This is a genomic window from Streptomyces sp. NPDC001410 (genome assembly GCF_042895235.1).
In the GTDB taxonomy this organism is placed as follows: domain Bacteria; phylum Actinomycetota; class Actinomycetes; order Streptomycetales; family Streptomycetaceae; genus Streptomyces.
On sequence record NZ_JBIAWE010000004.1, the window covers coordinates 466,574 to 493,396 of the forward strand.

Below are 26,823 nucleotides of genomic sequence, written 5' to 3' on the forward strand. Positions count from 1 at the left end.
CCGCCCTTCGTGATGGGCCGTGGGGGTACTACTTCTTCTTCGTGCCGCGCTTCTCGCGCACCCGCACCGAGATGTGGATCGGGGTGCCCTCGAAGCCGAACTCCTCGCGCAGGCGGCGCTCGATGAAGCGCCGGTAGCCCGCCTCGATGAAGCCGGAGGCGAAGAGGACGAACCGCGGCGGCTTGGTGCCGGCCTGGGTGCCGAACAGGATGCGCGGCTGCTTGCCGCCCCGGACCGGGTGCGGGTGGGCCGAGACCAGCTCGCCGAGGAAGGCGTTCAGACGGCCGGTGGGCACGCGGGTCTCCCAGCCGGCGAGCGCGGTCTCGATGGCCGGGACCAGCTTCTCCATGTGGCGGCCGGTGCGGGCCGAGACGTTGACGCGGGGTGCCCAGGCGATCTGGGCCAGCTCGGTCTCGATCTCCCGCTCCAGGTAGTAGCGGCGCTCCTCGTCGAGGGTGTCCCACTTGTTGTAGGCGATGACCATCGCGCGGCCGGCCTCGACGGCCATGGTGATGATCCGCTGGTCCTGCACGGAGATGTTCTCGGAGGCATCGATCAGGATGACCGCGACCTCGGCCTTCTCCACGGCCGCGGCCGTGCGCAGGGAGGCGTAGTAGTCGGCGCCCTGCTGGAGGTGGACGCGCTTGCGGATGCCGGCGGTGTCGACGAACTTCCAGGTCACGCCGCCCAGTTCGATCAGCTCGTCGACCGGGTCGCGGGTGGTGCCGGCCAGCTCGTTGACGACGACGCGCTCCTCGCCGGCCACCTTGTTCAGGAGGGAGGACTTGCCCACGTTCGGGCGGCCGATCAGGGCGATGCGGCGCGGGCCGCCGACCGCGGCGCCGCCGAAGGTCTGCTCGGGCGCGGGCGGCAGGGCCTCCAGGACGGCGTCGAGCATGTCGCCGGTGCCGCGGCCGTGCAGGGCCGAGACCGGGTGGGGCTCGCCGAGGCCCAGGGACCACAGGTAGGCCGCGTCGGCCTCGCCGCTCGGGCCGTCGACCTTGTTGGCGCACAGCACGACCGGCTTGCCGGCCTTGCGCAGCAGTCGTACGACCGCCTCGTCGGTGTCGGTGGCGCCGACCTTGGCGTCCACGACGAAGACGACCGCGTCGGCCGCCTCGATCGCGTACTCGGCCTGGGCGGCCACGGAGGCGTCGATGCCGAGGACGTCCTGCTCCCAGCCGCCGGTGTCGACGACCTTGAAGCGGCGGCCCGCCCACTCGGCCTCGTAGGTGACGCGGTCGCGGGTGACGCCCGGCTTGTCCTCGACGACCGCCTCGCGGCGGCCGATGATCCGGTTCACCAGGGTCGACTTGCCGACATTGGGGCGGCCGACGACGGCGAGCACGGGCAGCGGACCATGGCCGGCCGCCTCGATGGCGCCCTCGACATCCTCGATGTCGAAGCCCTCTTCGGCGGCGAGCTCCATGAACTCCGCGTACTCGGCGTCGCCGAGCGCCCCGTGCTCGTACTCGTGCTCGGCCGAGCCGTCGGGCTGGATCTGGTCGTTCATGAAGTCCGTACCTCGTCGTTCATCGTGGTGATCGGTGGAGCGGCCCGTCAGGGGGCTGATCCACTACTCAAGTGTCGCCTAGCGCCCGGTCAGGCGCCTGGCGTTTTCCAGGTGGCTGGTGAGCTGCTTCTGGATGCGCTCGGTCGCCTCGTCCAGCGCCCTGCGCGTACGCCGTCCGCTGCCGTCGCCCGCCTCGAACGGGTCGCCGAAGACGACGTCGACGCGGGAGCGCAGCGGGGGGAGCCCTTTTATCAACCGTCCCGGCTCCTCGGAACTTCCCAGGACCGCGACGGGGACGATCGGTGCCCCACTGCGGACCGCGAAGTAGGCGAGCCCGGCGCGCAGCGAGGCGAAGTCGCCCTCGCCCCGGGTGCCCTCCGGGAAGATGCCGAGCACTCCCCCGTTGTCCAGGACCCCGAGGGCGTCGCTGATCGCCGTGCGGTCGGCGGAGGTGCGGTCCACCTTCAGCTGGCCGATGCCGGTCAGGAACGTGCCCAGCGGACCGACGAACGCCTCCTTCTTGATCAGGAAGTGCGTCGGTCGGGGCGACACGCCCATGACCATCGGGCCGTCGATGTTGTGGGAGTGGTTGACGGCGAGGATCGCCGGGCCGCTCGCGGGCACCCTCCAGGCGCCGAGCACGCGCGGCTTCCACAGCCCGTTCATCAGGCCGACGCCGATGCGCCGCCCGACCTCGGCGCCCCGCTCGGACGGAAGGCTCACTTCCCGGCTCGCTTCTCCTCGACCAGGGTGACGACGCACTCGATGACCTGGGCGAGGGTGAGCTCGGTGGTGTCGACCTCGACGGCGTCGCCGGCCTTGGCGAGCGGCGAGGTCTTGCGGCTGGAGTCGGCCGCGTCCCGCTTGATCAGCGCCTCGCGGGTGGCGTGGACGTCCACGCCCTTCAGCTCGCCGCTGCGGCGGGCCGCACGGGCCTCCGGGGATGCGGTGAGGAAGATCTTCAGGTCGGCGTCCGGCAGCACGGTCGTACCGATGTCGCGGCCCTCGACCACGATGCCGTACTCCGCGCCGGCGGCCAGCGAGCGCTGCAGCTCGGTGATCCGGGAGCGCACCTCGGGCACCGCGCTGACCGCGCTGACCTTGGAGGTGACCTCCTGGGTGCGGATCGGGCCGGCCACGTCGACGCCGTCGACCGTGATGGTCGGGGCGGCCGGGTCGGTGCCGGAGACGATCTCCGGCTTGCCGGCGACGGCCGCGATCGCGGTCGGGTCCTCCAGGTCGATGCCGTTGCTCACCATCCACCAGGTGATCGCCCGGTACTGGGCGCCGGTGTCCAGGTAGCTCAGGCCGAGCTGCGCGGCGACGGCCTTCGACGTGCTCGACTTGCCCGTGCCGGAGGGGCCGTCGATCGCGACGATCACGGGCTTGGCGGTCGGGGCGGCGCCGTTTTCCACGGGAGGGCACCTTCCTGGTGAAGGGTGGTGGGTGGGTGTGGGACGCGAGGGCGTCCCGCACAAGGTTACTGGCTCCCGGGAGGCGCCCTCACCGGGCTTTACTGCCGCAGGGCCCAGCCCCGCTCCCGCAGGGCGTCCTTCAGGACCGGTGCGGCCTTCGGCTCGACCATGAGCTGGACCAGACCGGCCTGCTGTCCGGTCGCGTGCTCGATGCGTACGTCCTCGACGTTGACACCGGCCCGCCCCGCGTCCGCGAAGATGCGGGCCAGCTGGCCGGGCTGGTCGTCGATGAGGACGACGACGGTGTCGTACGCGCGCGGTGCGCTGCCGTGCTTGCCCGGGACCCGCACCTGCCCCGCGTTCCCGCGGCGCAGCACGTCCTCGATGCCCTGGCTGCCCTCGTGCCGCTTGTCCTCGTCGGAGGACTGCAGGGCGCGCAGGGCGCGGACGGTCTCGTCCAGGTCGGAGGAGACGTCGGCGAGGAGGTCGGCGACCGGGCCGGGGTTGGCGGAGAGGATGTCGATCCACATCCGGGGGTCGGAGGCGGCGATCCGGGTCACGTCGCGGATGCCCTGCCCGCACAGGCGTACGGCCGCCTCCTCGGCGTGCTCCAGCCGCGCGGCGACCATGCTGGAGACCAGGTGGGGCATGTGGGAGACGAGGGCGACGGCCCGGTCGTGCGCGTCGGCGTCCATGACGACCGGCACGGCCCGGCAGTGCGAGACCAGTTCCAGGGCGAGGTTCAGTACCTCGGTGTCGGTGTCCCGGGTCGGGGTGAGCACCCAGGGCCGGCCCTCGAAGAGGTCGCCGGTCGCGGCCAGCGGGCCGGACTTCTCCCGGCCGGACATGGGGTGGGTGCCGATGTAGGAGGAGAGGTCGAGGCCGCGGGCCTCCAGCTCGCGGCGCGGGCCGCCCTTGACGCTGGCCACGTCGACGTAGCCGCGCGCCACTCCCCGGGCCATGGCGTCCGCGAGGACTGCGGCCACGTGGGCGGGCGGGGCGGCGACGATCGCGAGGTCGACCGGGCCCTCGGGGGCCGCGTCGGTGCCGGCGCCGAGCGCGGCCGCCGTACGGGCCTGCTCGGGGTCGTGGTCGTCGAGGTGGACGACGACGCCCCGCCGGGTCAGGGCGAGCGCGGCGGAGGTGCCGATGAGCCCGGTGCCGATGACGAGTGCTGTCCTCACTGGGCGATGTCCTTGCGCAGAGCGGCGGCGGCGCCGAGGTAGACGTGGGCGATGTCGGCGCGGGGCGTGTCCGACTCGATGTGCGCGAGCACCCGGACGACCCGGGGCATGGCGCCCTCGATGTCCAGTTCCTGGGCGCAGATCAGCGGGACGTCGACGATGCCGAGCTTGCGGGCGGCGGCCGCCGGGAAGTCGCTGTGCAGGTCGGGGGTGGCCGTGAACCAGATGCTGATCAGGTCGTCGGTGGTGAGCCCGTTCCGCTCCAGGACGGCGGTGAGCAGGGCGCCCACCTGCTCGTCCATGTGACCGGCGTCGTCCCGCTCCAGTTGGACGGCCCCCCGGACCGCTCGTACCGCCACGGCGCTGCTCCTTGCTGACATGCGTATCGGCTCTTGGTCCGTCCAGCGTAGTCAGACCACGCAGGCAGGGTGCGCGGCGCCCGCGGGCTGAGACTCGTTCCCTTCATCTTGGACACCTTCAATGCAAGATGCCGCACGGAAATTCGATCCTCCTGGCGTGAGCGGCCCGCGTACGCTCCGGGGATGCAGCCCGAGGACCTCGTACGCGACCACACGATCTACGCCTGTGTCATGGGATCGCGGGCCTTCGGCCTGGCCACGGACACCAGCGACACCGACCGCAGGGGCGTCTTCCTCGCCCCCACCCCGCTGTTCTGGCGGTTCGAGAAGCCGCCGACGCATGTGGAGGGACCGGGCGAGGAGCAGTTCTCCTGGGAGCTGGAGCGGTTCTGCGAGCTGGCCCTGCGCGGCAACCCGAACATCCTGGAGTGCCTGCACTCCCCGCTGGTGGAGCACGTGGACGACACCGGCCGCGAGCTGCTGTCCCTGCGCGGCGCCTTCCTCTCCCGGCGCGCCCACGGCACCTTCACCCGCTACGCCCTCGGCCAGCGCCGCAAGCTGGACGCCGACGTGCGTACGACGGGCGCCCCGCGCTGGAAGCACGCGATGCACCTGCTCCGCCTGCTGATGAGCGCCCGCGACCTGCTGCGCACCGGAGAGCTGCGGCTCGACGTCGGTGACCTGCGGGACCCGCTGCTGGCGGTGAAGCGGGGCGAGGTCCCCTGGACCCAGGTCGAGGCGTGGATGGTCCGGCTCGCGGACGAGACCGAGGAGGCCCTGCACCGCACCCCGCTGCCGCCGGAGCCGGATCACGCGCGCGTGGCCGACTTCCTGTACCGGGTGCGCCGTGCGTCAGCCTGCTTGCCGGACGCGCACCACGAAGTCGTGCAGGGCGTCGTGCGCGCTGGGCGCGTCGGGCAGGGCTGAGGCGGCCTGCGCCGCGTCGAGCACGGCGTGCAGCCGCTCCACGTCGGCCTCCACGCGCGCGTGCTCGACGTCGGCGGTGCCGTGCTCCTGCTCCGCCTTGGCGGCTATCAGCTCGGGCAGGTAGCCGGGCGCGTCCACCTGCTCCAGGAGCGTGGGCAGATGGGCCTGCACCTCGCCGCTGCGCATCAGGTGCACGCCGGTGAGCAGCACACGGAACGTGTAGAGCAGCGGCTTGAGTTCGCCGGTCTTCTCGAACAGCCGCCACTGGGTCACCGCGAACCCGCGGTAGTGGTGGGCGTGGTGGCTGGTGAGCACGCCCGGCACCAGGGCGATCAGCTCCCGGTGCTCCTCGGTGGTGTGCGCGACCAGGGGCGAGAGCAGCTGCTCCAGCACATAGCCGTTGCGCCGGAGCATCAGCCGTACGAACTTGCGCACGTCATGGGTGACGAGGTCCATCTCGACGCCGAACCGCACCCACGCCCGCGACCGCGTCTCCTCCGGCTCGCGCAGCCCGACCAGGTCGGCGGTGGGCAGCAGGTGGGCGCCGCGCAGGTCCAGGTCCGAGTCCTGGGACGGGAAGCCGTAGAGGTGGGCTCCGGAGACGGTCGCGAACAGCTGGGGGTACCCCCAGGCCCTTAAGGCACGGGGGGGAGGGTCGGGCTGTTCGGCGATCACCGGCGTCAGGTCCATGCCGAGGTCGTCGATCATGGGCCTAAGCGTCCCAGAGCGCCCCCAGGGCCAACAGGTCCCCCCGGTACTCGATCCGGTCGGCCCACTCGGTGGGCCAGGCGTCCGCGCCCAGCCAGGCGCCCGCGAAGGCGCCGGTGAGGCAGGCGATCGAGTCCGAGTCGCCCGAGGAGCAGGCGGCCCGGCGCAGGGCGGTGACGGGCTCGTCGGGGAAGAGCAGGAAGCACAGGAGCCCGGTGGCGAAGGCCTCTTCGGCGATCCAGCCCGCTCCGGTGGCCAGGCACGGGTCGGTCTCCGGGGAGACGGTGCGCACAGCGTCCTGGACACGGTCGAGGATCTCCAGGCACTCGTCCCAGCCGCGCGCGATGAAGTGCTCGGGGCCGGGGTCCTGGGAGCGGGTCCACAGGTCGCCGAGCCAGGTGTGGTGGTAGCGGCTGCGGTTGTCCTGGGCGTACGAGCGCAGCTGTCCGACGAGCCCGGCCGGGTCGGTGCCCCGGGCGAGCAGGTGGACGGCGCGGGCGGTCAGGTCGGAGGCGGCCAGCGCGGTGGGGTGTCCGTGGGTGAGCGCGGACTGCAACTGGGCGGCGCCGGCGCGCTGTTCGTCGCTGAGGCCGGGGGCGAGCCCGACGGGGGCGACGCGCATGTTGGCGCCGCAGCCCTTGGAGCCGATCTGGCTGGCGTCCTGCCAGATCCGGCCCTCCTCCTTCAGCAGGCTGCAGGCGGTCAGGCAGGTGCGGCCGGGGGCGCGGTTGTTCTCCGGGGACTGGTACCAGTCCACGAACTCCTCACGCAGCGGCCGCGCCAGCCGCCTCGGCGCGAGCACCCCCCGGTCCATGGCTGTCCTGAGCGCGCGGCCGACGGCGAGGGTCATCTGTGTGTCGTCGGAGACGAAGGCGCGCTGCGGCAGCTCCATCTCCCGCCAGGGTCCGCACTTGGCGAGGATCGAGGGCACGTCGTTGAACTCGGTCGGGAAGCCGAGGGCGTCCCCGAGGGCGAGTCCGGTCAGGGATCCGGAGGCGGGGCGCTTGCTCGCGTGGAAGGTGGTCATGCGGGGCGTCCTTCCCGGGACGGTCGGAGGAGAGGCGGGTGCAGGGTGGTGGCGGTGCCCGCGCGGTAGAGCGCGGCCGGTTTGCCGCGGCCACCGGTCAGCCGGGCGGCGCCGGGGACGGGTTCCACGAATCCGGGGGTGGCAAGCACCTTGCGGCGGAAGTTGGGGCGGTCCAGTGCCGTGCCCCACACCGTCTCGTAGACCTGCTGCAGCTCGCCGAGGGTGAACTCGGGCGGGCAGAAGGCGGTGGCGACGCAGCTGTTCTCCAGCCGGCCGCCGATCCGCTCGTGGGCGTCGGCCAGGATCCGCTCGTGGTCGAAGGCGAGCGGCCGGGCGCAGTCGTACGGCAGCCAGCGGGCCTGGGCCGCGTCACCGCCGCCGCGCGGTTCGGGAGGCTCGGGCAGCAGCGCGGTGAAGGCGACGGACACGACCCGCATCCGGGGGTCGCGGCCGGGCTCGCTGTAGGTGCGCAGCTGCTCCAGGTGCAGCCCGGAGACGTCGTCGAGCCCGGTCTCCTCGGCGAGTTCGCGCTGGGCCGCCGTCTCCGCCGACTCGTCGGGCAGCAGGAAGCCGCCGGGCAGCGCCCACTGACCGGCGTACGGCTCCTGTCCGCGCTCGACGAGCAGCACGTGCAGGGCGCCGGTGCGGAGCGTGAGGACGGCGAGGTCGACGGTGACGGCGAAGGGTTCGTAGGCGTACTTGTCGTAGCCCTCCATGCCCGGTCACCCCCTTCAGGGCCGGCCTTCGCGGCCGGCCTTTATGGTCAGCCCGACTAATAGTCGCTACGACCATAAAGGATGCGCGCGGCGATCCGCAAGCCCCTCAGCGCCCCCCGGAGCCCCGTTCGCGGATACGCCGACGGCCGGTCCCGGAGAACCCGGAACCGGCCGTCAGAACGCCACGCAGACGCCCCCTAGAGGTCGACCTCCTTCATGAGCATCCCGACCTCGGTGTTGGACAGGCGGCGCAGCCAGCCGGACTTCTGGTCGCCCAGGGTGATCGGGCCGAAGGAGGTGCGCACCAGCTTCTCGACCGGGAAGCCGGCCTCGGCGAGCATGCGGCGCACGATGTGCTTGCGGCCCTCGTGCAGGGTCACCTCGACCAGGTAGTTCTTGCCGGTCTGCTCGACGACCCGGAAGTGGTCCGCGCGTGCGTAGCCGTCCTCCAGCTGAATGCCGTCCTTCAGGCGCTTGCCGAGGTCGCGCGGGATCGGACCCACGATGGCGGCGAGGTAGGTCTTCTTCACGCCGTACTTCGGGTGGGTCAGCCGGTGCGCCAGCTCGCCATGGTTGGTGAGCAGGATGACGCCCTCGGTCTCGGTGTCGAGCCGCCCGACGTGGAAGAGCCGGGTCTCACGGTTGGTGACGTAGTCACCGAGGCACTGGCGGCCCTCGGGGTCCTCCATCGTCGAGACGACACCGGCGGGCTTGTTCAGCGAGAAGAACTGGTACGACTGGGTCGCGACGGTCAGGCCGTCGACCTTGACCTCGTCCTTCTCCGGGTCGACGCGGCGGCCCTGTTCCAGGACGATCTCGCCGTTGATCTCGACGCGGGCCTGCTCGATCAGCTCCTCGCAGGCACGCCGGGAGCCGTAGCCCGCGCGCGCGAGGACCTTCTGCAGCCGCTCGCCCTCCTGCTCGGCGCCCGGGAAGGTCTTGGGCAGCTTGACGTCCTTCTTGCCCGCGTACCGCTCGCGGTTGCGCTCCTCGGCGCGTGCCTCGTACTCACGGGAGCTTCCCGGAGCCGTCCGCCCGCCGCGCTGCTGGGCCTGCTTGGGGCCGCCCTTGGCACCGCCGCGCGCGGAGCCGCCGCGCCCGGACTTGGGACCGTCCTGGGTGGCGCCGGGGCCCACGTCGTAGCGGCGCTCCTCGGGGCGGGGCTTGCGGGGACGGCCCTGCCCCTGCCGGTCGTCCCTGTTGTTGCCGGCACCGCGGTAGTTACCGCGCCCGCCGCTCTTTCCGCTGCCGCTGCTTCGCATCAAAGTTCCGTCTTAGTCGTCTGCGTCCTGACCGCCGGGCGCGTCGGGCGCGTCCGGGTCGAACGACGGTACGCCCTCCTGGGTCTCGGCCTCGATCGCCTCCGCCTCCGGCAGGAAGGGCGCGAGCTCCGGGAGCTCGTCCAGGCCGCGCAGGCCCATCCGCTCCAGGAAGTAGTTCGTCGTCCTGTACAGGATCGCACCTGTTTCGGGTTCCGTGCCCGCCTCCTCGACCAGACCGCGCTGCAGGAGGGTGCGCATCACGCCGTCGCAGTTGACTCCGCGCACGACGGAGACGCGGCTGCGGCTGACGGGCTGGCGGTAGGCGACGACGGCCAGGGTCTCCAGTGCCGCCTGGGTGAGGCGGGCCGTCTGGCCGTCCAGCACGAGCCGCTCGACGGCGGGGGCGTACTCGGCGCGGCTGTAGAAACGCCAGCCGCCCGCGACGAACCGCAGCTCGAAGCCGCGGCCCTGCACGGTGTAGTCGTCGGCCAGCTCCCGCAGCGCGTCCGCGATCCGCCGCTTCGGCCGTTCCAGGATCCTGGCCAGGTGCTCCTCGGTCGCGGGCTCGTCCACGACCATGAGGACCGCCTCCAGGGCGGGCTTGAGGTCGAGATCGGCGACGGTACGGAGTCCCGCCGGCAGTTCCGCGGTCTCCTCGCTCATGCCTTCTTCTCCTCCTTGGGCTCCTCGGGCGGCCGGTCGAACTCGTCGGTGACCATCGGCGCCGCGTCCTCGTCGCCGCCGGTCCAGCGCACGAGCAGGTCGCCGAGCGCGGTCTCCTGCTCCAGGGCCACGGCCTTCTCGCGGTACAGCTCCAGCAGCGCGAGGAAGCGGGCCACGACCGTGAGGGTGTCGTCGGTGTCCTCCACCAGCACGCGGAAGCTGGCCTCGCCGAGTTCCCTGAGCCGCGCGACCACGATGCCGGCCTGCTCCTGCACGCTGACCAGCGGGGCGTGGATGTGGTCCACGTACACCTGCGGCTTGGCCTTGGGCTGCATCGCCTTGACGGCGAGCTTGGCGAAGCCCTCGGGGCCGATGCGGATGACGACCTCGGGCAGCAGCTCGGCGTGCTGGGGCTCCAGGCCGACGGTACGCGGGTAGCGGCGTGCCTCCTCGTCCAGGCGCTGGTTGAAGATGTCGGCGATCTGCTTGTACGCGCGGTACTGCAGCAGCCGCGCGAACAGCAGGTCCCTAGCCTCCAGCAGCGCGAGGTCGGCCTCGTCCTCGACCTCGGCGGCGGGCAGCAGCCGGGCCGCCTTGAGGTCCAGCAGGGTGGCGGCGACGACGAGGAACTCGGTCGTCTGGTCCAGGTCCCAGTCCGGCCCCATGGCCCGGATGTGCGCCATGAACTCGTCGGTCACCTTGGAGAGCGCGACCTCGGTGACGTCCAGCTTGTGCTTCGAGATGAGCTGGAGCAGAAGGTCGAACGGCCCCTCGAAGTTGGAGAGCCGCACCTTGAAGACACCGTCGGAGGGGGCGGCGTCCTCGGCGAACGGCTCTCCGGCCCCACGCCCACCCGACAACTCCGCCCGGCCTCCGGCCACCGGCTCCGGTACGACGGCGGTGTCCGCCCCGCGCCCAGGTGCCACTGCCCCGGAAGTCAGCGCCCCGGGCTCGGACTCGACAACTGCCGACGAGGCCTCCGGCTCCAGCTCCACTCTTGCCTGCGAAGCCACGACCTCGGGCTCGGCAGCTTCCAGCGGCGCTACGGCCTCCGGCTCAGCGGCTGCCCGTGGTGCTGCGGCGTCGGGCTCGGCAGCCTCCAGCGGTGCTACGGACTCCGGCAGCGCTACGACCTCTGGCTCAGCGGCTGCCCGCGGTGCTGCAGCCTCGGGCTCGGGCTCGGCAGCTTCCAGCGGCGCTACGGCCTCCGGCTCAGCAGTTGCCCGCGGTGCTACAGCCTCGGGCTCGGCAGCCTCCAGCGGTGCCGCTGGTGCCGCGGGCGGCGGCGATGTGGACTCGGGCGGTTCGGGGCGCACGGTCCCTGGGCCCCGTCCGAGCGCACGTCTGCGGCCGGCCGCTGGGCCGGGGGCGGGGGCGTCGTTCGAGGTCATGGCCGTCGCAGGCTACCGCTTACCGCCCGCGACGCCGACTACCGACCCCGCAGCCGCCGTACCAGGATGCTCGCGTCCCCTCGGGACTCCAGGTCGGCCAGGACGACGGCCACCGCCTCGCGGACGATGCGGCCACGGTCGACGGCCAGCCCGTGCTCGCCTCTCAGGACCAGTCGCGCGTGCTCGAGGTCCATCAGCTCCTCGGCGGAGACGTACACGGTGATCTTCTCGTCGTGCCGCTCACGCCCACTGGGCCGCCGGGCCGCCGCCCGTCCCCGCTTGCGGGGTTGCTCGGCGGCCGCAGAACCTTCCTGCGCGGCCTGCCGCCGGGCCGGCCGCGTGCGGGACTCGCCGGCCTCGGCCGGTTCCGCCCCCGCCGCGGCATGCTCCGCACCCTCTCCGTCACCGCCCTGGACGGGCACCGACGGCGGCGCGTCCTCGGCGGCGGCCGCCTCGTCGCTTTCCCCCGCTGGAGCCGGCACCCGGGCCTCGCCGTTGGCCGCGCGCCGGGGCGTGGACGGCTGGAGTGCCATCCCCCCTGTCGTGCGGAACAGTTCGTCGGCCCCGGGCAGACTCACTCGGCGTGACACCGGGCGAGCACCTCCCTGGCGAGCTGGCGATAGGCGGCGGCACCGACGGAGTTGGAGGCGTACGTGGTGATCGGCTCACCGGCGACCGTGGTCTCCGGGAAGCGGACCGTGCGGCCGATGACCGTGTGGTAGACGTGGTCGTCGAACGCCTCGACCACACGGGCCAGCACCTCGCGGCTGTGGACCGTGCGCGAGTCGTACATCGTGGCCAGGATGCCGTCCAGTTCCAGCTCGGGGTTGAGCCGCTCCTGGACCTTCTCGATGGTCTCGGTGAGCAGCGCGACACCGCGGAGGGCGAAGAACTCGCACTCCAGGGGGACGATCACCTTGTGGGCGGCCGTCAGCGCGTTGACCGTGAGCAGGCCGAGCGAGGGCTGACAGTCGATCACGATGTAGTCGTAGTCGGGCAGCAGGGGCTTCAGGGCCCGCTGCAGCGTCGACTCGCGCGCGACCTCGGAGACCAGCTGGACCTCGGCGGCCGACAGGTCGATGTTGGACGGCAGCAGGTCCATGTTGGGGACCGCCGTCTTCAGCAGGACCTCGTCCGCGGACATGCCCCGCTCCATGAGCAGGTTGTAGACGGTGAGGTCCAGCTCCATCGGGTTGACACCGAGACCCACCGACAGCGCGCCCTGCGGGTCGAAGTCCACGAGCAGCACGCGCCGGCCGTACTCCGCGAGCGCGGCACCCAGGTTGATGGTCGACGTCGTCTTGCCGACGCCGCCCTTCTGGTTGCACATCGCGATGATCTTCGCGGGGCCGTGGTCGGTCAGCGGGCCCGGGATCGGGAAGTACGGCAGCGGGCGTCCGGTCGGGCCGACGCGCTCACGGCGCTGACGGGCAGCGTCGGGCGCGAGCGTGGCCGCGTACTCCGGGTCCGGCTCGTATTCGGCGTCGGGGTCGTAGAAGTGCCCCTCGGGCAGTTCGTCGTAGTCGGCGAAGCGGTTGTGGGGCGCGCCACTTCCCTCGCCGGCCATGGCGTTCACGTGATGGCCATCCATGCTCTGGTGTGCTGTCCGGGCGGTCTGCTGACCCGGACTCTGGTGGGCTGCGAAGGTGCGCACAGCTACGGAGCCGACAGCCTCGAATCCCGCGGAGCCCTGGCCCCGTACAGGCATTCCTGGTTGACCACCCCCGGGAGAAAATGTCGACTCATTCACAAGTCGTCTTACCTCCTTGGTGACCAGGAAACTTCTAGACAAGGTCAGCGTGGCACCATGCCGACGGTTGGCGACTCTATGGCGTGTCGGCGGTCCGCAGCAACACAATCCGCCGGACCCGGCAGGATGTGTCGGCAATGAAACATCCCGCTGTCAAGGGCGTACGGCCGTCGCACAGCAGGTTTCACCGGTGTGCGAATCGGTCGAAGGGTTACGTTCGAGGCGAGTTGACCGAGAGCCGCAAAGTGACCATACACACATCCGGCCGGACCTTGTCGGGCAAGGTCCGGCCGGGTGCGCGGCGTTGACGATGTGTGTTGACGAATCGCCTTTTACCTGTCGGTGACTTAGCGACTCACCAGGTCGCAGGCTCAGCCGAGCAGGGTCTCCAGCTCGACGTGCTCCAGCCCGTGGGCCTCGGCGACCTCCTTGTAAACGACCTTGCCGTCATGGGTGTTGAGACCCTTGGCGAGCCCGGCGTCGCGGCGCAGCGCCTCGACCCAGCCGTTGTTGGCCAGCGAGACGATGTACGGCAGCGTCGCGTTGGTGAGGGCGTTGGTGGAGGTGTTCGGCACCGCGCCCGGCATGTTGGCGACGCAGTAGAAGACCGAGTTGTGGACCTGGAAGGTCGGCTCGGCGTGCGTGGTGGGACGCGAGTCCTCGAAGCAGCCGCCCTGGTCGATCGCGATGTCGACAAGGACACTTCCGGGCTTCATGCGGGACACCAGCTCGTTGGTGACCAGCTTCGGGGCCTTGGCGCCCGGGATGAGCACGGCGCCGATGACGAGGTCGGCGTCCAGGACGGCCTTCTCCAGCTCGAAGGAGTTGGACATGATGGCCTTGACCTTGCTGCCGAAGACCTTGTCGGCCTCGCGCAGCTTGTTGATGTCACGGTCGAGCAGGGTCACGTCGAAGCCCATGCCGACGGCGATCTGGGTGGCGTTCCAGCCCGAGACACCGCCGCCGATGACGACGACCTTGGCCGGGGTCACGCCCGGCACGCCGCCCGGCAGCACGCCGCGGCCGCCGACCGGGGCCATCAGGTGGTAGGCGCCGACCTGCGGGGCCAGCCGGCCCGCGACCTCGGACATCGGGGCGAGCAGCGGCAGCGCGCGGTTCGGCAGCTCGACGGTCTCGTAGGCGATGGCCGTGGTGCCGGACTCGATGAGCGCGTCCGTGCACTCCTTGGAGGCGGCCAGGTGCAGGTAGGTGAAGAGGATCTGGTCCTTGCGGAGGCGGTGGTACTCCTCCGCGATGGGCTCCTTGACCTTCAGCAGCAGGTCCGCGGCGGCCCAGACCTCGTCCGCCGTCTCGAGGATCCCGGCACCGGCGGAGATGTACTCGCTGTCCGTGATGGAGGAGCCGAGGCCGGCGCCCCGCTCGATGACGACCTGGTGGCCGTTGCGCACCAGCTCGTGCACACCGGCGGGGGTGATGGCCACCCGGAACTCGTTGTTCTTGACCTCGCGGGGGATGCCGACCTTCACGTCGATCACGGTCCTTGGCTCAGAGGGTATGGGGGGTGCATTACAAGACATACCCAGGCATGCAGGGGCACACCGGGAGACACCGCAGGAGAACGAGCGGCAGAGCCAGTTTAATGAAGGTGTTCCGAGTGTCTAGCCTTTCATTGCATCAATCTTTGCTGGATGCACTACGGATTTCGCAGGCGTCTGCGTCCTGATCCGGGCCGGAGTCCTCCTCCGGGTGCTCCTCGTTCAGCATGCGCTCTGCCGTCGCGCGGTGCAGGCGGGCGGCCGTGGGGTCGCCGAGCCGGTCCAGGGTGTCGGCCAGCCTGAGCTGCAGCGCGGCCTGCAGCCGGACCTCGTCGGCACGCCGCGCCCACTCCACCGCCTCCTGGCAGGTGCGCAGCGATTCCTCGGGCCGCCCCGCGTACTCCTGGACCCGGGCCAGTTCGCTCAACGCCCGGGCGTGCGCGGCGACATCACCGTCCTTGCGGTACCCGGCGACGGCCGCCCGCCAGTTCCTGAGCGCCTCGCCGTAGCGGCCCGCGTAGGTGTGGGCGGTGGCGATCCGGCCGTACAGCCGGGCGGCCTCGGTGCGCTCGCCGCGGGCCAGCCGCTCGGCGAGGGCCCGGCCGAACCAGTCGGCGGCCCGGTCGTAGTCCCCCAGCTCCTGGTACGCGCCGCCTACGGATTCCATCGCGCGGCGGGTCGCGTACGGGTCATTCGCCTCGCGTCCGGCGTCCAGGGCGGCCCGGTAGCGGGCCAGCGCGTCCCGGGTGCGGCCGGTCTGCGCGTCCAGATCGCCCAGGTTCAGCAGGGCCGCGGCCCGCTCCCGGTGCAGCCCGCGCCGCTCGGCGACATCCAGGACCAGACCGTGGACGCCGTACAGGTCGGGCGCGGCCGCCTGCGTGCCGAAGTGCGCTGCCATGGCCCTGACCAGCTGGGACATCAGCCGGCGGGCGAGGGTGTCCAGCTCACCGTCGGCCACGGCCACGCGGACGGCGGCCAGCAGGGCGGGCCGGCGCACCCGCAGCCACTCCTCGGCGGCCCGGGGGGTGGGGAAGCGCAGCGCCTTGGGCATCTCCTGCAGCTTCTCCCGGGCCTGCGGGCTGTCCGTCTCGGTGATCGCCCGGCACGACTGCAGCAGCCGTACGGTCCGCTCCAGCATGCGGGCGCGGGCCAGCTGCAGCTCCGCCGGGCGCTCCTGGCTCTCGGCGAAGGAGCGCAGCAGCGGGTGCAGACAGCCGGGGATGTCGTACTCGGGCAGCGGGGAGTCCACCGCGCGCACCAGGCCGAGCAGGACGAACTCGTCCAGGGCGGCGCGGGCCGCACCCACCGAGCAGCCGGCCAGGGCCGAGGCGGTGTGCGGGTCGATCAGGCCGGCCGGGGCCAGCGAGAGCAGTCGCAGTATCCGGGCCGCGGAGCCCGCCAGCTGGTCGTGGACGAGCCGGAAGACACGGGCCAGCGGGGTGCTGTCGGCGCCCTCGGCGCCCGCGAGGGCGTCGGTGTGCATCCGCTTGGCGAGGTCGGAGACGGCCGCCTGGGGCCGGGAGGCGAGCCAGCCGCCGGCCAGGGTGAGCGCGGCCGGGTGGCCCTGGCACGCCTCGGCCAGGCTCTCGGCGGAGCGCGGGTCGACGGTGATGCGGACCGAGCCGGTGTAGCGGGTGAGGAGTTCCACCGCGGACTTGGTGTCGAGGCCGCCCAGGGTGCAGGGGCGGACGTCCGCGATGCCGGTGAGCGGGCCGCCGGAGACGGCGACCACCAGGCAGTCCGGGGCGTCCGGCAGCAGCGCGTCGACCTGCTCGGCACCGGCCGCGTCGTCCAGCAGGAGCAGGACCCGCCGCTCGGCGAGGGCCGCGCGCAGCTCCTCGGTCAGGTCGTCCTCGGCGGCCCCGGGGAGTGCCTGCACATCCAGCGCGGCGAGCAGCTCGCGGGCGGTGCGTTCGATCGGTACGGGGGTGCCGTCGGGCTCGCTGAGCCGGGCGCGCAGCACTCCGTCGGGGTAACGCTCGGCGACGTGTCGTACGAGTTCCTCGGCCAGGGCGGTCCGGCCGGAGCCAGGGCGGCCCGCGATGAGGAGCACGCGCGCGCGGGGTGCCTTGCGGCCGGAGAGGGTGTCCAGGCCCGCGCGCTCGATGTCGGCGCGCAGTCCCTTCAACTCCCGTGTGCGGCCCAGGAAATGGTCCGCCGTGACCGGGTGCGCCGACAGCCGCCCGCCGCCTGTGTCCACCGCCTGATCCGTCACGGGCCACGCTCCCGTCCCACCGCACGCGCAAGCCCGCCGGATCTTCCGGTACGGGCGTTTTCCAGAGCCTAGTTCACGCTCTGCGACGTTCCGGGAAGAGCACGGCGGGCACGTCCCTCGATCGGATCAGGCGATCGTCACACCAATGCGCGGACGGGCGGGTTCAGGACTCGAAAGGGCGCGCGGGCCACGGCGCGTCGGCCGGGCGCAGCGCGTCGAGACCCTCCCCGCCGCGGGCCGCGACCAGGGAGAGGACGCCGACGACGAGGCAGTTGTTGTGCACGTCACCGGCGAGCACCAGGCGCACCAGCTCGTCGACCGGCACGCGCGCGTACTCCATGTCGATCTCCTCGTGCTCCGTCTCGAAGCGTTCCCCCTCGGCCTCGGACAGATCACGGGCGAGGAAGATCCGTACGGCCTCGTCACAGCCGCCGGGGGTGGTGTACACGTCGGTCAGCACCCGCCAGTCCTCGGCCTTGACGTGCGCCTCCTCGTACAGCTCGCGCTGGGCGCCGTGCAGCGGGTTCTCGCCGGGCACGTCGAGCAGGCCGGCCGGGATCTCCCACAGCTTGTGCCGCACCGGGTGGCGGTACTGGCGGATGAGCAGGACGCGGTCCTCCTCGTCCAGGGCGAGCACGGCGACCGAGCCGGGGTGCACCTGGTAGTCGCGGCGGACCACGGAGCCGTCGGGCATGACCACGTCGTCCGTGCGGACGGAGGTCTTGTTGCCCCGGAAGGGGGTTTCCGTCGCCCGGATCTCCCACTCCTCGGGGGTGTCCTTGATCGTCATGCCCTGTCCTCCCACACATGCTTTCAAAAAGACCGGCCAAAAAACCGGCACAAGTGAAACCGGGGTGCGCACCTTTGAAGGTATGCACCCCGGCCACCGTACAACTGGTGTGTTACTTGGAATTCTTCCGCTCGACGGCGGCCTTCACCAGGCCGGCGAAGAGCGGGTGCGGACGGGTCGGCCGCGAGCGCAGCTCGGGGTGCGCCTGCGTGGCGACCAGGTAGGGGTGGGCGTCGCGCGGGTACTCGACGTACTCGACGAGCTTGCCGTCCGGCGAAGTGCCCGAGAAGAGGATGCCGGCCTTCTTCTCCAGCTCCGCGCGGTAGGCGTTGTTCACCTCGTAGCGGTGACGGTGCCGCTCCTCGATGTACTCCTTGCCGTCGTACACCTCGCGCACGATGGAGCCCTCGGCCAGCTTCGCCGGGTACATGCCGAGCCGCATCGTGCCGCCCATGTCGCCCTCACCCGCGACGATGTCCATCTGCTCGGCCATGGTGGAGATCACCGGGTGGGCGGTGGCCGGGTCGAACTCGGTGGAGTTGGCGTCCGGGATGTCGGCCAGGTTGCGCGCGGCCTCGATCACGATGCACTGCAGGCCCAGGCAGAGGCCGAGCAGCGGGATCTTGTTCTCGCGGGCGAAGCGGATGGCGCCGACCTTGCCGAGCACACCGCGGTCGCCGAAGCCGCCGGGGATGCAGATGGCGTCGACGTCGCCGAGCTGCGCCTTGGCCCCGGCCGGGGTCTTGCAGTCGTCCGAGGTGACCCACTTGATCTTGACGCGGGCCTTGTTGGCGAAGCCGCCCGCGCGCAGCGCCTCGGTGACCGACAGATAGGCGTCGGGCAGGTCGATGTACTTGCCGACCAGGGCGAGGGTGATCTCGTGGTCGGGGTTGTGGACGCGGTCGAGCAGGTCGTCCCACGTCGTCCAGTCCACGTCCCGGAAGGGCAGGTCGAGCTTGCGCACGACGTAGGCGTCCAGGCCCTCGGCGTGCACGACCTTCGGGATGTCGTAGATCGAGCGGGCGTCCGGGCAGGCGACGACGGCGGCCTCGTCGACGTCGCACATCAGCGAGATCTTGCGCTTGATCGCGGTCGGCACCTCGCGGTCGCAGCGCAGCACGATCGCGTCGGGCTGGATACCGATGTTGCGCAGGGCGGCGACGGAGTGCTGCGTCGGCTTGGTCTTCAGCTCGCCGGAGGGGCCGATGTACGGCAGCAGCGAGATGTGGACGACGAAGACGTTGTCCCGGCCGACCTCGTGGCGGACCTGGCGGACGGTCTCCAGGAACGGCAGCGACTCGATGTCGCCGACCGTGCCGCCGACCTCCGTGATGACGACGTCCACCTCGTCGGTGGCCATGCGCCGGATGCGGTGCTTGATCTCGTTGGTGATGTGCGGGATGACCTGCACGGTGTCGCCCAGGTACTCGCCGCGCCGCTCCTTGGCGATCACCGTGGAGTAGACCTGACCGGTGGTGACGTTGGCGGAGCCGTCCAGGTCGCGGTCGAGGAAGCGTTCGTAGTGGCCGATGTCCAGGTCGGTCTCGGCGCCGTCGTTGGTGACGAACACCTCACCGTGCTGGAAGGGGTTCATCGTGCCCGGGTCGACGTTCAGGTACGGGTCGAGCTTCTGCATCACGACGCGCAGGCCACGGGCCTTGAGCAGCATGCCCAGGCTGGAGGCGGTGAGGCCCTTGCCGAGCGAGGAGGCGACACCCCCGGTGACGAAGATGTGCTTGGTCGTCGTAGATTTCGGCGGCATGGCCAAGAGGGGGCTCCCGTGGTCGCTGTCTGTGCTGTGCGGCTGCCGCCCGGTGATTTCCGGAGGTGCCGTCGCTGCGGTTCGGGGGTTTGTCGCCCACCGGTCCACGGGCTACCAGCGTATCAGCGCCTGGACGGGATGGCTTCCGGCCACGCTCCGCGCTCGTACCGACACGGGACGGCGCCACATGCGTATACACAGGTGCACAGTGGTCACATCGATATAACCCGCTGGTCACTCGTTCGGCCCACACGGGTTGCCCGGAGCGGCACGCAGATCATCTACGTGCGTCGTATCCTGCTCGGACACTCACTGCCGAGCCGGGCCGGACCGACGGCACACCCCCGCCAGCATCACCCGGAACAACGAGAGCGCGGCAGTTCGTTGAGCAAAGACTGTCGTGTTGCCTCAGGGCTCGGCGGGCTGCTTTGCTTCACCGCTCAACGACGCACAACAACGACCCCTTGACCGCACTAGCGACAGCCCCCCTGTGCGGGGGCGACGTGGCCGTTCGACTGGAGTTGCACGTGGCCGGGCGCATCGAAGACTACGCACTCATCGGAGACATGCAGACCGCGGCACTGGTCTGCCGGGACGGCACAGTCGACTGGCTGTGCCTGCCCCGCTTCGACTCGCATGCCATCTTCGCCGGCCTGCTGGGCACCGAGGAGCACGGTTTCTGGCGGCTCGGCCCCGCGCACGCGGCCGACGCGCAGCCCCCCACGGCCGCCCGGCGCAGCTACCGCGGCGACTCGCTGATCCTGGAGTCGGAGTGGGACACCCCGCGCGGCACCGTGCGCGTGACGGACTTCATGCCCCCGCGTGACGGCGCGCCGCAGCTGATCCGGATCGTGGAGGGCGTCACCGGCCGGGTGCCGATGCGCTCCGCGCTGCGGATGCGGTTCTCCTACGGCCGGGTGGTGCCCTGGGTGCACAAGCACGAGGGCAGGACGGTGGCGGTCGCCGGACCCGACTCGGTCTGGTTCGACACGGAGGCCGAGACCTACGGAAAGTCGCTGACCACCTACGCCGACTTCACGGTCGCCCCGGGTGACCGGATCGCGTTCACCATCTCGTGGCAGCCCTCGCACAAGGAGCCGCCGCCGCTGCCGGAGCCGGAGCAGTCGCTGGCGGCGACGGAGGACTTCTGGCGCGAGTGGGTCGAGCACTGCACGTACCACGGTCCGTACCGCGAGGCGGTGATCCGCTCGCTGATCACCCTGAAGGCGCTGACGTACGCCCCGACGGGCGGCATCGTCGCGGCCCCCACCACCTCGCTCCCCGAGGACATCGGCGGCGTCCGCAACTGGGACTACCGCTACACCTGGCTGCGGGACGCGGCGATCACCCTGTCCTCGCTGCTGCGCACGGGCTACCGCGAGGAAGCCCGGGCCTGGCGCGAGTGGCTGCTGCGCGCGGTCGCCGGCGACCCGGAGAACCTGCAGATCATGTACGGCATCGCGGGCGAGCGTGAACTGGGCGAGGCCGAGCTGGACTGGCTGCCGGGCTACGAGGCCTCCGCCCCGGTCCGGGTCGGCAACGGCGCGGCGCACCAGCTCCAGCTGGACGTGTACGGCGAGGTCACCGAGGCCCTGCACCTGGCGCACATGACGGGTCTGGCCCGCAACGACTACGCCTCCCTGCTCCAGCTGAAGCTGATCCGCTACCTGGAGGACCACTGGCAGGAGCCGGACGAGGGCATCTGGGAGGTGCGCGGCCCGCGCCGGCACTTCGTGCACTCGAAGGTGATGGCCTGGGTGGCGGTGGACCGCACCATCAAGCTGATCGAGTCCGGTGACGCGGACGGCCCGCTGGAGCGCTGGAAGGAACTGCGCGACGACATCCACCGGGACGTGTGCGAGAAGGGCTACGACCAGGAGCGCAACACGTTCACCCAGTCCTACGGCTCCAAGGAGCTGGACGCCTCGCTGCTGCTGATTCCGCAGATGGGCTTCCTGCCGCCGGACGACAAGCGGGTGATCGGCACCATCGAGGCGATCCAGCGCGAGCTGTCCACCTCGGACGGGTTCATCCTGCGCTACCCGACGGAGGGCGAGGACGAGGGCGTCGACGGCCTGCCGGGCGACGAGGGCGCCTTCCTGGCCTGCTCGTTCTGGATGGCGGACGACCTGGCGATGATCGGCCGGGTGGACGAGGCCCGCAAGCTGTTCGAGAAGCTCCTCGCGCTGCGCAACGACCTCGGTCTGCTCGCCGAGGAGTGGGACCCGCGCCTGCAGCGCCAGGTCGGCAACTTCCCGCAGGCATTCAGTCATGTTCCGCTGATCGACACCGCGCTGCGTCTGACGGCGTCCGGGGCGTACGGAGGCTGAGCGGAGCGTTTCGGGACAGGGATGAACCCCCTGATCCCGGGCGGGCGTTGGAGGCCTCCCTTGTCAGCGTGCAGTTTCGCTGGGCGTCGGCGTCGAGGTCCCTGCCGTGAGCGAATCCCTGCGCATAGGGTGGAGCCGGTAAGTCCGCCGCCATGAGAGGTCTGTGATGCCCGAGCTCCCCTCGGACCCCGCCGTCGCACAGTTCGGCCCCCAGGGGCTGCGCCGCATCAGTGTGCCTGCCTCGTACGGAACCGTGCCGGCCTCGGCCCGCACCCACCTCGCGCAGGTCGGTGTGCCGCTGCACGTCGGCCCGTACTTCATCGCGGCGGACGACACCGACGGGCCCACCCTCGGGATGTACACCGGGCACCGTGGCGTCGCCCTGCAGGGTGACTGGGCGGAGTGGGTGCGCATCGGCACCGACCGGCTGGCGAACCTGTGTGTCCGCACCGACGGCTCCGTACAGGCCCTCTTCCTCGGTCGCGGCGAAGCCGCCCTGTTCGTCAACTCGGACATTGCCGCCTTCACCCACTGCGCCGCCGTCCTGGACCGCGCCCTCCCGGTGATCGCCGCCTCCGACGGACTCCAGTCCGCCGCCGAGACGTTCGCCGCGCTGGTCCGGGAGATCCGGCAGATCGACCCAGCGGCCGTCGCCGACCGGGAGAACTGGTGGTCGCGGGTGCTCGACGACGTCCGCCACACCCTCAGCTTCCCCTTCTCGTCGGCCTTCGAGTACGTCAACAAGGACGGCGCGAAGCAGATCGTCACCGCCCAGACCGGTCCCGGCCGCCTGCACCCCGAGGAGCTGCTGTGGCAGCAGCTCTCCTCCGCCGGGGTGGAGCCCGAGCAGGTCCGCCGCGTCTACTGCGAACTGGAACCGTGCATGATGCCGGGCCACTACTGCTCCGCCTGGCTCCAGGCCGTCCTCCCGCATGCCGAGTTCACGCACAGCTTCGACTACGGCGACACCGCGGAGTCCCGCGAGGAAGGCCTCAAGGAACTCATCACCTACGCCGCGCAGCAGGCCCGGCAGTGATTCGCCGCCCGGGTGCCGCAGCAACGGAGGGGGGTTCATGACCGCCGATCCCGCCCAGCGCTGGTTCCGGCCCGCTTCCGGGCGGGAGCCCGCCGCGGCCGCCCTGCTCTCCTGGCTCGGCGACCCCCGCGCCCCCGGCCTCGCCGTGATCACCGGCGCCGAGGGCAGCGGCAAGTCGCGGCTCCTCGCCTGGTTGATCGGCCACGGCACCCGGCCCGGCACCGTCAGCGAACGCCGCATCCACGGCTTCGTACCGCTGCCCGGCCAGACCGCGACCACGGCCGCCTGGATGCTCGGCGAACAGTTGTCGATCGCCGCCCGCTCCCCGGGCGACCTGCTGGCCGCGCTTGCCGCCGACCGGCGCCGCACCGTCATCGCGCTGCCCGAACTTCACTCCGCCGAGCAGCCCGGCTCCCTGGTCGAACTCGCCCTGGACATGGCCTCGTTGGAGCACATCCGGGTACTTGTCGAGGTCCGCTCCGGTACGGAATGGGAGCAGGCGCTCACCGCCGGACCCTGCGCCCGCATGGACCTGGACGAGCCCCGGTGGACCGACGAGGCCCTCCGCGCGTCCTGGGACGCGGCCCACCCCGTCGGCCCGGCCGGGGTCGCGGGGCAGGACCCGGAGCCGGAGGAGCCGTTCGACCTGAACGATCCCGCCTCGGTCTGCGCCGCCGACCCTTGGAGCGTGACCACCGCGTACGAACGCTCCACGGAGAGCCACGGCGGACTGCGCGCCGCCTGGTTGCGGGCCGGCGCCTCCCTGACCCGCGAACAGCCGGCCGCCGAACGCGCCCTGGTCCTGCTCACCGCCCTCGGTGACGCCGGTGATCCGCGACTGCCCGCCGCCCTCGACTCCGCTGCTCAAGACGCCTCCTGGACCGTCGTCTGGCATCGGGTGCGCGGCGACGTCACCCCGCCGTGGCCCGGCCCGGTCCGCTCCCTGGCGGCCGGTACCGGCCCCCTGGCCGGGCAGCTCGTCGTCGCCGACCACCAGGGCACCGTGCGCGTCCTCGACGCGGAGAGCGCCCGCTCCGCCGGACGTCTCCCGCACTCTGCGCCCGGCGTCCGCGCCATTGCCGAGCACGGCGACGGCACCGTCAGCGTCCTCGACGAGCACGGGCTTCTGCACGCCCAGCGTGCCGCCGAGTCCGCAAAGCCCAAGGGGCTCGCCGCCCTCCTCGACGACGGCCTCTCCGTGCAGGAGCAACTCCGCAAAGCCGTACAGGAGTACACGCAGCGTCAGCAGGAGACGGTCACCGCGCTGACCGGCGTCGGGGACCGTGTCGTCCTCGGTGACGCCGCTGGAACGGTGCACGTGGTGACCGTCGGCGCCGAGCCGCGTACCTCCACTCTGCACCGGGGGCGCGTCACCGCGGTCGCCGGGACCGCCCTGCCCGTCTCCGCGGCGGGTGACACCGTCATCCTGCTGTACACGGGCGGCGCCGACGGCACCGTACGCGCCTGGGCCCCCCACACCGACCCCATGCCCGAGCCGGTGGCCGCCCGCAACTGCGCCGTCAACGCGGTGGCGGTGGCGACGACCGACGCCGGGCTCGTCCTCGCGATCGCCTGGGCCGACGGCCTCGTCGAACACCGCGCCCTGGACGACGACCGGCTGCGTACCTTCCACCCCGGCAGCCAGGCCCACGCCCTTGCCTTCACGGCGGAAGGGGACCTGGTGGTGGGGACGGACGAGGCACTCGTGCGGATGCGGGGGCGGTGACGGCTGCCGCGCGGTGAACGGCGGACACGTCAACTCCGTTGCCGTCCCCGTCAGATGGGTCTCTTGTCACAGAGCTGTGACGCGGCCCGTTTACTCTTGTGCACCTGACAACCTGCCCGTTAGCTGGGGGCAGGAGATGCAGCAGTCGACGGGGGACGGAGCACGCGGCCATGGGTCTGGTACTGCCGAGCATCATCGACGAGGCACTCGACCTCATCGGGGTCAACTGGCCCAATGTGGATGAGGACGACTACTTCGAAATGGCGACGTCCATACGGGACTTCGCCGACGAGTTCGAGGGCCACGGCGGCGACGCACACAAAGCCGTGACCCGCATCCTCAACTCCTCCGAGGGCTGGGCCGTGGAGTCCATGCAGAGTCACTGGTCGCACGTGAAGACCAGTCACCTGGAGAAGATCCCCGAGGTGGCACGGCTGTTCGCGGACGCCTGCGACGGGGTCGGCCAGATCATCCGCGGCATGAAGGTCAAGGCGGGCGTCGAACTCGGTGTACTCGCCGGCACCATCGTCGCCGAACTCGCCGCCACCCCCCTGACCTTGGGCATATCCGCCGCGGCCGCCGCCGGTGAGATCGCGCTGATGCGCACCATCGTGAAGCGGCTCATCGACGAGGCGGTCGATCAGATAGTCGACGCACTCATCGCGAAGGTCACCGAGCCCGTCACCGGCAAACTCCAGGAACTCATCTCGGACATGGTCCTCGACCTCGCCGAGGGAGCCTTCCACCCCGGTGCCAACCCGGGCGGCATGCAACTGGCCTCCGCGGGCGGCGACAGCGGCGGCTCCGGCAGCGGGGGCAAGAAGACGGTCATCGACCACGCCGAGTTCGAGGACGGCGCCGGCAAGGTCTCCCGCAAGGGCACCGACATGGGCAGCCAGTCCCAGATCCACCTCGGCAAATCGAAGCACACCTTCGGCAGGACCAAGGGCAAGGACGTTTTCACCAAGGCCTTCGATGGCATCCTCGAGGATGCCATCGAAGGCATGGAGAAGGCCGCCAAGAAGGTGACCCACCACGTCACCGACACCTTCCCGGAACGTGTGAAGGGCGCCTCCCGGCACCAGAAGCGCAAGGACCACGACGTCGGCGAGGAGGCCGACAAGGTCGACGTCAAGAAGGCCAAGCATGAGGGCGACACGCCCATGTACCTTCTCAGTGACGACGGTTCGATCCGCCAGCTGCACCACGACGGGACCACCAGTCCCGTCCATCACAACGACTCCTCCGGCGTGAACAACGTACTCGGCGACAAGGCCTGGTACCCGTGGAACAACAAGGGGGAGAAGCAGCGCCCGGACAAGCCCAGCAAGGGCGAGACGGTCGACTCCAAGAAGGTCGCGCCCGGCTCCACCGAGCTGGCCCGCGCCACCCAGCTCGGCCGCTACGCCAACCGCACCGAACGCCCCGGCTCCTACATCTCCGGCGGCAACTACGCCTCGGCGCTGTACGACGACGGCAAGGGGAACCGGTTCATCCTGGTCGGCGCCAGCGGTAAGGCGCACTCCGAACGCTCCATCGGACACCCGCTGATAAAGAAGGGCCACGAGGGCAACGTCAGCCAGCTCTACACGGAACGTGAGCCCTGCCAGAAGAATCCGAAGTGCGACAAATATCTCGCGCGGGAATTCCCCGACCATCTCGAGGTCACCCACAGCGCGAAATACGACCAGTCCGAAAAGGGGCCGGACGGCACAGAGCTCAGCAAGTACAAGAAGGACCGGGAACACCGCGCCTACGTCAAGTGGCTGGAAGACCAGTGGGATCAGCACGGTGTTGCCGGCGGACGCACTGATACAGTGCTGAACCTCTCACCCTCGGACAACAAGTTCGTTCCGTAACCCGTCCACTGAAAGTTTCACGGCGCCCATGCCGCCGCCGAGTTCGGAGTTCCGGCAGTGCTTTTCGACATCACCCGCAGCGAACTCGTCGACATCTTCGGCGAGGACCGGCTCGCGACCATCCCCGCCACCGCCTTCCCGCCCGCCGCCGCGGACACCGAGGGCGCCCGCCTCCTCCAGACCGTCGGCGCCCCCACCGGGACGCTCACGCTGCGTCAGCCCGACGAGGAGGACGGCCTGCTGCCCCTCGTCCAGGACGTCGTCTACATCGAGGACTTCGAGGACGCCGCGGAGGGCGCGGGTGACTGGCCCGTCATCGGCTGGCTGCTCAATGCGCACCTCGCCCTCGACCCCGGTTCCGGCAAGGTGCTCGCCTTCGACGCCGACGAGGAGACCGTGCAGGAACTCCACACGGACGTCTCCTCCCTCGTCCAGGTCACCCTCCGGTTGCAGCGCCTGCTCGACGAGTTCACCTTCAGCGGCGACGAGGCCGAGGAGGAAGCCGACTTCGAGCGCCTGGACGCCGAGGTCGATCGCGTCCGTGAGGAGACGAGCAGCATTGACCCGCTCCCCTTCCAGGACGACGAGACCGTCTGGTCGGTAGTGGGCGACGAGATCGCCATGGGCCAGCGCTTCAGGGGCGACAGCCCGGCAGCCCGCTCGCTCCGCGGGTGATGCGGTCCGTTCGAGGCGT

The 26,823-nt window shown here is 71.1% G+C and carries 23 protein-coding genes; 6 read left to right on the forward strand and 17 right to left on the reverse strand.

The genetic code is table 11. The annotated features are described in order from the left end of the window. Window positions 1-28: 28 nt before the first annotated feature. The 5 genes from der to aroH form a co-directional block, all read right to left on the reverse strand. Window positions 29-1,513, reverse strand: coding sequence for a ribosome biogenesis GTPase Der (gene der / locus ACFY3C_RS11565; RefSeq protein ID WP_386574526.1), 1,485 nt, complete (start codon window positions 1,511-1,513; stop codon window positions 29-31). Between the two features lie 78 nt (window positions 1,514-1,591). After that, a complete protein-coding gene (locus ACFY3C_RS11570) occupies window positions 1,592-2,179 on the reverse strand; it encodes a lysophospholipid acyltransferase family protein (protein WP_386575003.1) in 588 nt (195 codons plus the stop codon). A gap of 53 nt (window positions 2,180-2,232) precedes the next feature. Continuing rightward, window positions 2,233-2,928, reverse strand: a complete 696-nt coding sequence (gene cmk, locus ACFY3C_RS11575; protein ID WP_386574525.1) for a (d)CMP kinase — start codon at window positions 2,926-2,928, stop codon at window positions 2,233-2,235. A gap of 98 nt (window positions 2,929-3,026) precedes the next feature. Beyond that, window positions 3,027-4,112: a prephenate dehydrogenase gene (locus ACFY3C_RS11580; protein ID WP_390770595.1), complete on the reverse strand. Its 1,086-nt coding sequence runs from the start codon at window positions 4,110-4,112 to the stop codon at window positions 3,027-3,029. Next, window positions 4,109-4,471 carry a chorismate mutase gene (aroH, locus tag ACFY3C_RS11585; protein WP_389187973.1) on the reverse strand — a complete coding sequence of 121 codons (363 nt, stop codon included), beginning with the start codon at window positions 4,469-4,471 and terminating at the stop codon, window positions 4,109-4,111. Before aroH ends, ACFY3C_RS11580 begins: the two co-directional genes overlap by 4 nt. A gap of 183 nt (window positions 4,472-4,654) precedes the next feature. Here aroH and ACFY3C_RS11590 point away from each other — a divergent pair, with 183 nt between their 5' ends. After that, window positions 4,655-5,398 (forward strand): DNA polymerase beta superfamily protein, encoded by a 744-nt coding sequence (locus tag ACFY3C_RS11590; RefSeq protein ID WP_386574522.1) that lies wholly within the window; start codon window positions 4,655-4,657, stop codon window positions 5,396-5,398. Here the strand turns inward: ACFY3C_RS11590 and ACFY3C_RS11595 are convergent. The 12 genes from ACFY3C_RS11595 to ACFY3C_RS11650 form a co-directional block, all read right to left on the reverse strand. Continuing rightward, window positions 5,324-6,106 carry a DNA polymerase beta superfamily protein gene (locus ACFY3C_RS11595; protein ID WP_390770596.1) on the reverse strand — a complete coding sequence of 261 codons (783 nt, stop codon included), beginning with the start codon at window positions 6,104-6,106 and terminating at the stop codon, window positions 5,324-5,326. The genes ACFY3C_RS11590 and ACFY3C_RS11595 overlap by 75 nt on opposite strands. A 4-nt stretch (window positions 6,107-6,110) precedes the next feature. After that, the gene (locus ACFY3C_RS11600; protein WP_390770597.1) at window positions 6,111-7,133 is read right to left on the reverse strand and encodes an ADP-ribosylglycohydrolase family protein; all 1,023 of its coding nucleotides are present in this window, start codon (window positions 7,131-7,133) and stop codon (window positions 6,111-6,113) included. Then, window positions 7,130-7,849, reverse strand: coding sequence for an NUDIX domain-containing protein (locus ACFY3C_RS11605; RefSeq protein WP_390770598.1), 720 nt, complete (start codon window positions 7,847-7,849; stop codon window positions 7,130-7,132). The genes ACFY3C_RS11600 and ACFY3C_RS11605 overlap by 4 nt, the downstream gene beginning before the upstream one ends. Before the next feature lie 197 nt (window positions 7,850-8,046). After that, complete coding sequence (locus ACFY3C_RS11610) at window positions 8,047-9,111, reverse strand: pseudouridine synthase (protein ID WP_386574520.1); 1,065 nt, start codon at window positions 9,109-9,111, stop codon at window positions 8,047-8,049. A gap of 12 nt (window positions 9,112-9,123) precedes the next feature. Continuing rightward, window positions 9,124-9,774, reverse strand: coding sequence for an SMC-Scp complex subunit ScpB (scpB, locus tag ACFY3C_RS11615; RefSeq protein WP_386574519.1), 651 nt, complete (start codon window positions 9,772-9,774; stop codon window positions 9,124-9,126). Beyond that, a complete protein-coding gene (locus tag ACFY3C_RS11620; protein ID WP_390770599.1) occupies window positions 9,771-10,787 on the reverse strand; it encodes a segregation and condensation protein A in 1,017 nt (338 codons plus the stop codon). Before ACFY3C_RS11620 ends, scpB begins: the two co-directional genes overlap by 4 nt. A gap of 416 nt (window positions 10,788-11,203) precedes the next feature. Beyond that, window positions 11,204-11,755, reverse strand: coding sequence for a hypothetical protein (locus ACFY3C_RS11625; RefSeq protein ID WP_386574516.1), 552 nt, complete (start codon window positions 11,753-11,755; stop codon window positions 11,204-11,206). Then, window positions 11,740-12,873, reverse strand: a complete 1,134-nt coding sequence (locus ACFY3C_RS11630; protein WP_386574515.1) for a ParA family protein — start codon at window positions 12,871-12,873, stop codon at window positions 11,740-11,742. Before ACFY3C_RS11630 ends, ACFY3C_RS11625 begins: the two co-directional genes overlap by 16 nt. 413 nt (window positions 12,874-13,286) lie before the next feature. Next, the gene (ald, locus tag ACFY3C_RS11635; RefSeq protein WP_386574513.1) at window positions 13,287-14,411 is read right to left on the reverse strand and encodes an alanine dehydrogenase; all 1,125 of its coding nucleotides are present in this window, start codon (window positions 14,409-14,411) and stop codon (window positions 13,287-13,289) included. Between the two features lie 139 nt (window positions 14,412-14,550). Then, complete coding sequence (locus ACFY3C_RS11640) at window positions 14,551-16,626, reverse strand: tetratricopeptide repeat protein (RefSeq protein ID WP_390770600.1); 2,076 nt, start codon at window positions 16,624-16,626, stop codon at window positions 14,551-14,553. A 163-nt stretch (window positions 16,627-16,789) separates the two neighbouring features. Then, the gene (locus ACFY3C_RS11645) at window positions 16,790-17,416 is read right to left on the reverse strand and encodes an NUDIX domain-containing protein (protein ID WP_386574511.1); all 627 of its coding nucleotides are present in this window, start codon (window positions 17,414-17,416) and stop codon (window positions 16,790-16,792) included. A 112-nt stretch (window positions 17,417-17,528) separates the two neighbouring features. After that, the gene (locus ACFY3C_RS11650; RefSeq protein WP_390770601.1) at window positions 17,529-19,178 is read right to left on the reverse strand and encodes a CTP synthase; all 1,650 of its coding nucleotides are present in this window, start codon (window positions 19,176-19,178) and stop codon (window positions 17,529-17,531) included. A 527-nt stretch (window positions 19,179-19,705) separates the two neighbouring features. Between ACFY3C_RS11650 and ACFY3C_RS11655 the strand changes: the two genes are divergently transcribed. The 5 genes from ACFY3C_RS11655 to ACFY3C_RS11675 all read left to right on the forward strand — a co-directional run bounded on the left by ACFY3C_RS11655 (window position 19,706) and on the right by ACFY3C_RS11675 (window position 26,804). Further along, window positions 19,706-21,508 carry a glycoside hydrolase family 15 protein gene (locus ACFY3C_RS11655; protein WP_386575002.1) on the forward strand — a complete coding sequence of 601 codons (1,803 nt, stop codon included), beginning with the start codon at window positions 19,706-19,708 and terminating at the stop codon, window positions 21,506-21,508. Between the two features lie 166 nt (window positions 21,509-21,674). Then, entirely contained in the window at window positions 21,675-22,544 is an 870-nt protein-coding gene (locus tag ACFY3C_RS11660) for a nucleic acid/nucleotide deaminase domain-containing protein (RefSeq protein ID WP_390770602.1), read from the forward strand. 37 nt (window positions 22,545-22,581) lie between these two features. Next, window positions 22,582-24,270, forward strand: a complete 1,689-nt coding sequence (locus ACFY3C_RS11665) for a hypothetical protein (RefSeq protein ID WP_390770603.1) — start codon at window positions 22,582-22,584, stop codon at window positions 24,268-24,270. A gap of 170 nt (window positions 24,271-24,440) precedes the next feature. Beyond that, entirely contained in the window at window positions 24,441-26,129 is a 1,689-nt protein-coding gene (locus ACFY3C_RS11670; RefSeq protein ID WP_390770604.1) for a nucleic acid/nucleotide deaminase domain-containing protein, read from the forward strand. A 57-nt stretch (window positions 26,130-26,186) separates the two neighbouring features. Further along, a complete protein-coding gene (locus ACFY3C_RS11675; RefSeq protein WP_390770605.1) occupies window positions 26,187-26,804 on the forward strand; it encodes an SUKH-4 family immunity protein in 618 nt (205 codons plus the stop codon). Window positions 26,805-26,823: the final 19 nt, after the last annotated feature.